At 72.4% G+C, this 6,075-nt stretch carries 1 protein-coding gene and 2 pseudogenes; 1 reads left to right on the plus strand and 2 read right to left on the minus strand.

Features of this window, described 5'->3' with window-relative positions:
* Both IE94_RS40125 and IE94_RS0133910 read right to left on the minus strand, forming a co-directional pair.
* Positions 1-1,734, minus strand: a pseudogene (locus IE94_RS40125) (hypothetical protein); the annotation flags it as partial.
* A complete protein-coding gene (locus IE94_RS0133910) occupies positions 1,719-5,015 on the minus strand; it encodes a hypothetical protein (protein ID WP_157849439.1) in 3,297 nt (1,098 codons plus the stop codon). The pseudogene IE94_RS40125 and the gene IE94_RS0133910, both read right to left, overlap by 16 nt.
* A gap of 660 nt (positions 5,016-5,675) precedes the next feature.
* Here IE94_RS0133910 and IE94_RS40695 point away from each other — a divergent pair.
* A pseudogene (locus IE94_RS40695) lies at positions 5,676-6,075 on the plus strand (hypothetical protein); the annotation flags it as partial.

The raw sequence follows: 6,075 nt of genomic DNA on the forward strand, positions 1-6,075 counted from the left end.
CCGCGCCGAATCGAGGCCCAGTGACTGTACGCGTGCCACCTCCTGCCCATATTCCGGCCGGTCCCGCAGCGCTGCGACTATCCGCCCCTGCTCGACAGCCAGGACACGGTCGGCCCCGTCCCACAGAGCGACAAGGGTGTCGGCGGACCAGTTCGCCGGAACGGACGGCCGACGGCTCAGCCACCTCTCGGCGAACACCCGCCTGGCAGGTGGCGTACCGCCGGACACTCCGTCGCCCCTGGGACCGGGGCCCGGCGCCGTGCCCGCCGTTGGGCCGGGATCCGGGGCCGTGTCCGCCGTTGGGCCGGGATCCGGGGCCGTGTCCGCCGGACCGTCCTCGGAGTCCACGTCCATCTGCTGGTCCCGGGCGGCCGGGTCCACGTCCATTGGCTGGTCCTGGGCGGCCGGATCCGCCGCGTCCAGAGCGGCCCGCCACTGCGGTACCCGCTCGTCGAGGACGTCGTACACACTGCCGCCCTCCGCCGCAGCGCCGGGAGTGAGCGGCGGTACCACCCCTCGTTCGATCCCCACCTCACGATGGAAGCGATTCAGCTGTTCCCCACGGGTTCTTTCGTGCAGGTTCAGGAACAGGCGGTTGTAATTCCCCTCCCGCAGCTCCCACCAATTACCGAGCCGCATCAATTTGGCGATGCTGGCAGCACTCTTCGACTCTGCTTCGATTCCGTCCTTCGTGAGACGCTTCAGATTTCTCCGATAGTTATTCGGCGGCTTCCGAGGCTGCGTAAGGGAATCCTTTCCGTCTGAGAGGAAGATCCTTATTTTGCCGTCACGCTGGCGCGTCTCCATTTTCACACCGAAGTGACTGAAGGCATGGAGCAGATGCGTGTTCTCGGGATCCATACCGGTCCTGGCCAGTGTGGTGGCGAGAGTGGACGCCCTCCTCAACGGAGTTTCATCGGACTCATTAGCATGTCCCTTGGGGGGACGCATACCGATCCGTTCGGGGAAGGCACGGTAGTAGGCGTTGATCACCGCGACTCGGTCCCGGGTCACAGGGGACACGCGCACGTCGGGAGGTATGACGTATGCGTCGAAGCCGTCCGGAGCGGCTGCGGTCCCCTCAGCCGCTCCGTTGCCGTCCGGAGCGGCTGCGGTCTCCTCCGGCGCCCGTTCTTCGCCGATCACACGGAGATCGAGCAGCGCTTGCCGCGTCGACCCGTGCAATTTCGCACCGGCGCGTGCCCGGCGGACCCAGCTGCTGAGCGCCGGTTCGGCTATGTAGCTCCGGCCCCTGCGCGGGGGGTAATTGGCGATGCTCTTGGCGGATCCGAACACGAAGATGTACCGCTGCGCCGCCCGCAGCCTGAGGGCGTCATTCGAGGGAATATCCTCCGGAAGCGGACGGAAGACCGGGTGGTCAGGGGGCAGAGGCCGATGCTCGGCCCCCCACCCCTCACCGCGGTCGAGATTCTGTGCGCTCCACTGGTACGCGAGGTTGAGGCGGCTGATCTCGGCGAGGGGGAGGTGAACGCCGTGAGCGTCTCTGACGTGTTCCCAGACTCCTCCCAGCGTGTCATCGAGGCCCGCCCCGGAGGCTCTTCTGCTTCTGAGCAGCTCGAAGAGTTCCCGGTTCTTCTCGGGGGGCAGGGTGGGGCCCCTTCCCTGAAGCATCGGGAATCCCTCAGGGACGGGCGCCGCGTGCCACAGCATCCATGCGGCGGCGCCGAGGACCTGTTGGGCCTGCGGTCCGGGGAGGGCTATGTGCGTGTCCACGTCGAGGACCATACCCTCGGGTTCCGGCGTCGGCGAGGCGGAGGAGTCCCCTCCGAACAGGCTGCCGTCCGATGAGTCGGCGCCGGGCGAGGCGGCGAAAGAGGTGTCCCCCGCGGCGTCGGTGCTCCTGTCGGCCGCCGGGCCGGTGGCCCCGGGCGGGGACCACATGGCCACCGTGGTCCCGGCGGGAAGGGGAGCGTCGTACGGCAGGGTGGGCGCCCAGTGCTCGGCCCCCTCACCGTGGTCGAGCCGGACCAGCGTGAAATCGGGCCGTCCGGCCGGCGACGCGGCTCCACCGGCCAGCGAGTACTCCGCGATACGGGTCGCGTGACGGGGGTTCCACTGGACCACGCGGACGTGGACGCCGAACATCCGCGCGGTGAGTTCGGGGAGAGGAGGAAGGAGTGGAAGAAGCAGTCGCCGTCCCCGCGTACGTCCCCCACACGCAGGGAGCCGCTCAGCGCCGCCCGCACCTGTGCCAGACCCTCGCCCGCCGCAAGCGGCGTTCCGTCCGCCCGGGTGTGCGGCAGCCACGCCGGAGTGTCCGGGTGCTCCGCCCCGGATCCGTCGGGGGACGGCCCGCCGGCGGCGCCGCCGCGCAGCCGTAGCGCCGGTCCCCGCGTCGCCGTCCCCGGGGTCTGCGGGTGTGTCTCCTGGGCGGCCGGTGCCGGGCGGTGTGTGTCGAGGGCCCGCTGGAGGCGCTCACGCTGCCCGGGGGAGAGGGTGGCCTTGCTGAGGGCCTGCGTCAGGACCGCTTCGTACGGTGCCGTGTCGAGGCGGGCGGCGCGGACGATGACGTCGCCGCCGCCCGGCCGGGGGCCGGGGGTGCCCTGACCGGTGTTCCGCGCGGGGCCCGGTGCTCCTGTGACGGCAGTGGGGTGCCGGTCCGCGTGCTCCGCCGCCTCGCGGCCCATCCTGGTGATCCAGGTGCGGTGCTTGTTGTCCATGAAGAGCTGGACGAGTCTTTGGGTGTGCTCGGCGCGCCGCCTGATCCGGTCCCGCTCCTGCGTGCTGGTGAAGAGCGATGGTGTGCTCCTGCCCAGCAGTTCGGGCACGAGCTGCGAGAACATGGGCAGCATCTCGGCGCGTTCGCGCGGGAAGTCGGCGGCCAGGCGCTGGAGGTCCTGGAAGGTCTGCGCCTCGCCGATCCGCCGGGTCTCGGCCTCGGACTGCGCCTGGATGAGGCGGTACAGCGTCGCGATACCGTGATAGGCCGCGTCCTCGCCCCTGCGGGGCTTGGTCGCGAGGAGGTTGCGGTAGGTGCGCTGGATGTCGTTGTCCTCCAGCACCTCCGCGCGGGCCATGCCCTGGTAGACGCTGACGAGGTGGCGCAGTTCCTGTCCGGTCGTGAGCCTGACCGGCCGGTGCTGGAAGCGGTGCAGGGTGACCGACTTCTCCGCGTGCCCGGTGTGGTTCTCCTGGCTGAGCACCTCCCAACCGTCCGGACCACGCCAGAGCAGGTTGGTGGTCTCGAACATCGGGTTGCTCCGGCCGGCGGGGCCGGCGGGCTCGACCTGGTAGTACTCGCCGTCGCCGTACCAGTCGGTGGGCTGCTTGGTCCGGCGGAACCTCTCGGCGTTGTCCACGTTGGACAACGCCGACGGCGACTGGAAGTGCCAGACGGTGAAGCGGCCGGGGGCCGTTGCGGCGGTGACGGCGAGAGCGCAGCCGTTCATCGTCGGGGTGAACACGAAGTCCGGGCTGAATTCCTCGTCGCTCGGGTCGCGGACCACCTCCGCGTGACCGATCGCGCGGTCCAGATCGCTGGTGGCGCCGGTGAGGTAAGGGATGAAACCGGCCTGGAGATAGGCGGTGTCCCGGCGCATGACCGGGAGCCGGCCGGGCGGCAGGGCGGTGAACGCGGCGACGTGCGGGTAGTACTGCGCGTACTTCTCGACCGCCGGGGCGAGCACGTACTCCGGTTTGCCGGTGGTGTCCCGGCCGGCCTCGACGAGGACGAACCAGTGGCGCCTGAGGGAGGTGTCGTTCAGCGCCGCGACCACCTTGACCGCGTCCTGCGCCGACAGCCGGGGGGCGTAGGACCGCAGTCCGGCCGCCATGTCCAGCGAGACGACGTTCGAAGCCAGGAACCGGCGGGGGTCGGCACTGAACTCCCGGACGGCGGAGGCCCGGACATGGCCAGGACTGACAGGCGTACGCGGCAGACGGCCCCCTCCGGCGGTCAAGGGCGTCCGGGGGGTGACGGCGGTCAAGGGCGTCCGGGGGGTGAGCACAGGCCGGGCGGTCCTCGCCGTGCGGGGCAGCCGCCCGGTACCGGGGGTACGGGCGGACCGCGGCGCCTGGGCGGACGACGCGGCCGGGGTCCGCCGGACAGCCCCGGCAGCCCCGGGAACCTGCGCGGGCCGCGGGGTCCCGGGCGTCCTCGCGGGGGGCCGCCGGGTGGTGCCGGTGTCCGGTGTCCCGCTGCCGGTCGTGCCGGGGACCCGGACAATGCGCGGGGTGGCGGAGGCACGGGGTCCGATCGGCGGGCGCGGAGCCCTCCCGTCGCCTGCCGCCCGCAGATCGAGGGCGGGCGGCACGAGTCTCACCCGGCGCGGGCCCGTCACCGCGGACCTTGCGGCGACGATCATGTCCCGGCGTGCCCGCCCCCCTGGCACGGCGTCCAGATTCGCGGTGCGGAACCGCTGGTTCAGGGCATCGGTCGTCTCGTCCTGGGTGAGCGCCATGCCGATGAGAGGGGCAGCCGCGTCACTCTCCCAGACGGTGGGCTTCGCCGTGTCGCCAGCCGCCGCGGTGAGACCGGCGATCCAACGGGAGATCTCCTCCCGCGACCGCGGCAACCGGGTCTCCTTCGCGGCCTTCTTCGGTCCGTCCGCCGCGGTCTTGCCGCCGGCTTCGGTGGCGTCGACGAGGGTGTCGCCAGATTCGGACGAGGCGTCGACGAGGGTCTCCGTGTCGTCATCGGGTGCGATGTCCGCCGGCGTGGTGGTCTCGTCTTCGGACGCAGTGGGGACCGGGTCCCGGTCCGGAACCCGCGTCATGGTGCCGGGCCCCGACACAGTGGACAGGCGGACGGGCGGCCCGTCACCCTCCGCGGTGTCCTGGGCGACCGGGGCGGTCCCCGGCTCGCCGGACTCCAACAGCCCCCGCGACTGCGAACTCGCTCGCTTGTCGGTCTTCTCACCGTCCCGTTCGCGGCCGGGGCCCGCGGCCGTCGTAGCCGCGAAGACAGCAGGGACGGCGGGGACAGCATCCGCCTCCGCCTCCATGCCCGCCTGCGCCTGCGCCTGCGCCTGCGCCTGCGCCTGCGCCTGCGTCACGGTCCGGGTACTGTCCGCTCCTGGGGCGGACAACCCGGAAGACACGGTCGTGATCGATACCGCGGCGGGTGGCCCGGTGACCGGGGTGTCGGAGAGGTTCTCCCCGGTGACGGTGCCAGCCGTGGTGGCGGAGCCGGTACGGGTGGGCCTCGGGTCGATGGCCGTCGTGTCGGCGTCGCCCTGAGTGGCGGACTCGGTGTCGGCGCCCCCGTGAAGTTCCGTGCCCCGAACGCCCGTGCCGTTCACACCCGTGGCATCACCCTTGGCCACCGCCGACGGAGAATGGGTGCCGCCCGCCACAACGCCGGCAGGGGCAGCGGTGCCGCCCCCGGTGGAGGCAGGAACCGGCTGGCCCGCCTGGGACACGGCGCTCGCGCCGGCCCCGGAGACCGCCGTCGCAGCCGTGACCACAGAGTTACCCGGCTGAGCGGCGGTGCCGTCCTCACCCTCCTGGCCGTCGGTGGCGTCCTGGGGATGCTGCGCCTGGGCACTCTCCCCTATGTGGGCGGGTCTGCCTCCCGTCGTCGCGGTGTGGGGCGCGTTGGACGAGGCGGCACCCGGGGCCCCGGTGGCGGGCGGCGCCGCGGAATCCGTCCCCGCCGACGGCTGCCCCTCCACACCGTCACCGGCAGGCACCTCGAACGCCCCGCCGGACGCACCGTGCCCGTCCACGGACCGCACCGGCTGGCTCCCGCCACCGCCCGGAACCGTCACAGAACCAGCACCGGCACCAGCACCGACGGACGGCTGGCCGGCAGCAGCGGACGGCTGCCCGGCACCGGCAGCCGGCTGACCCGTACCGGCACCGGCAGCCGGCTGGTCCGTGCCGGTACCGGCCGGGACCGGCTGCCCCGCACCCGGACCGACAGCGGACGTGTCCGGGGCGTCGATCCCGGACACGGTACGCACCGGCGCCGGCGAGCCGGGAGCGGACCCGGGCGAGAACGGCACCCCGCCCGGGACCTGCGGGCCGGGGCCCGGCACGACCGGACCCGCGTCCGCACCGGCCCCGCCGGCCGGCACCGGACTCCTCGACACACCAGACGGACCGGACGGACCG

Source organism: Streptomyces violaceorubidus (assembly GCF_000717995.1).
In the GTDB taxonomy this organism is placed as follows: Bacteria; Actinomycetota; Actinomycetes; order Streptomycetales; family Streptomycetaceae; genus Streptomyces; species Streptomyces violaceorubidus.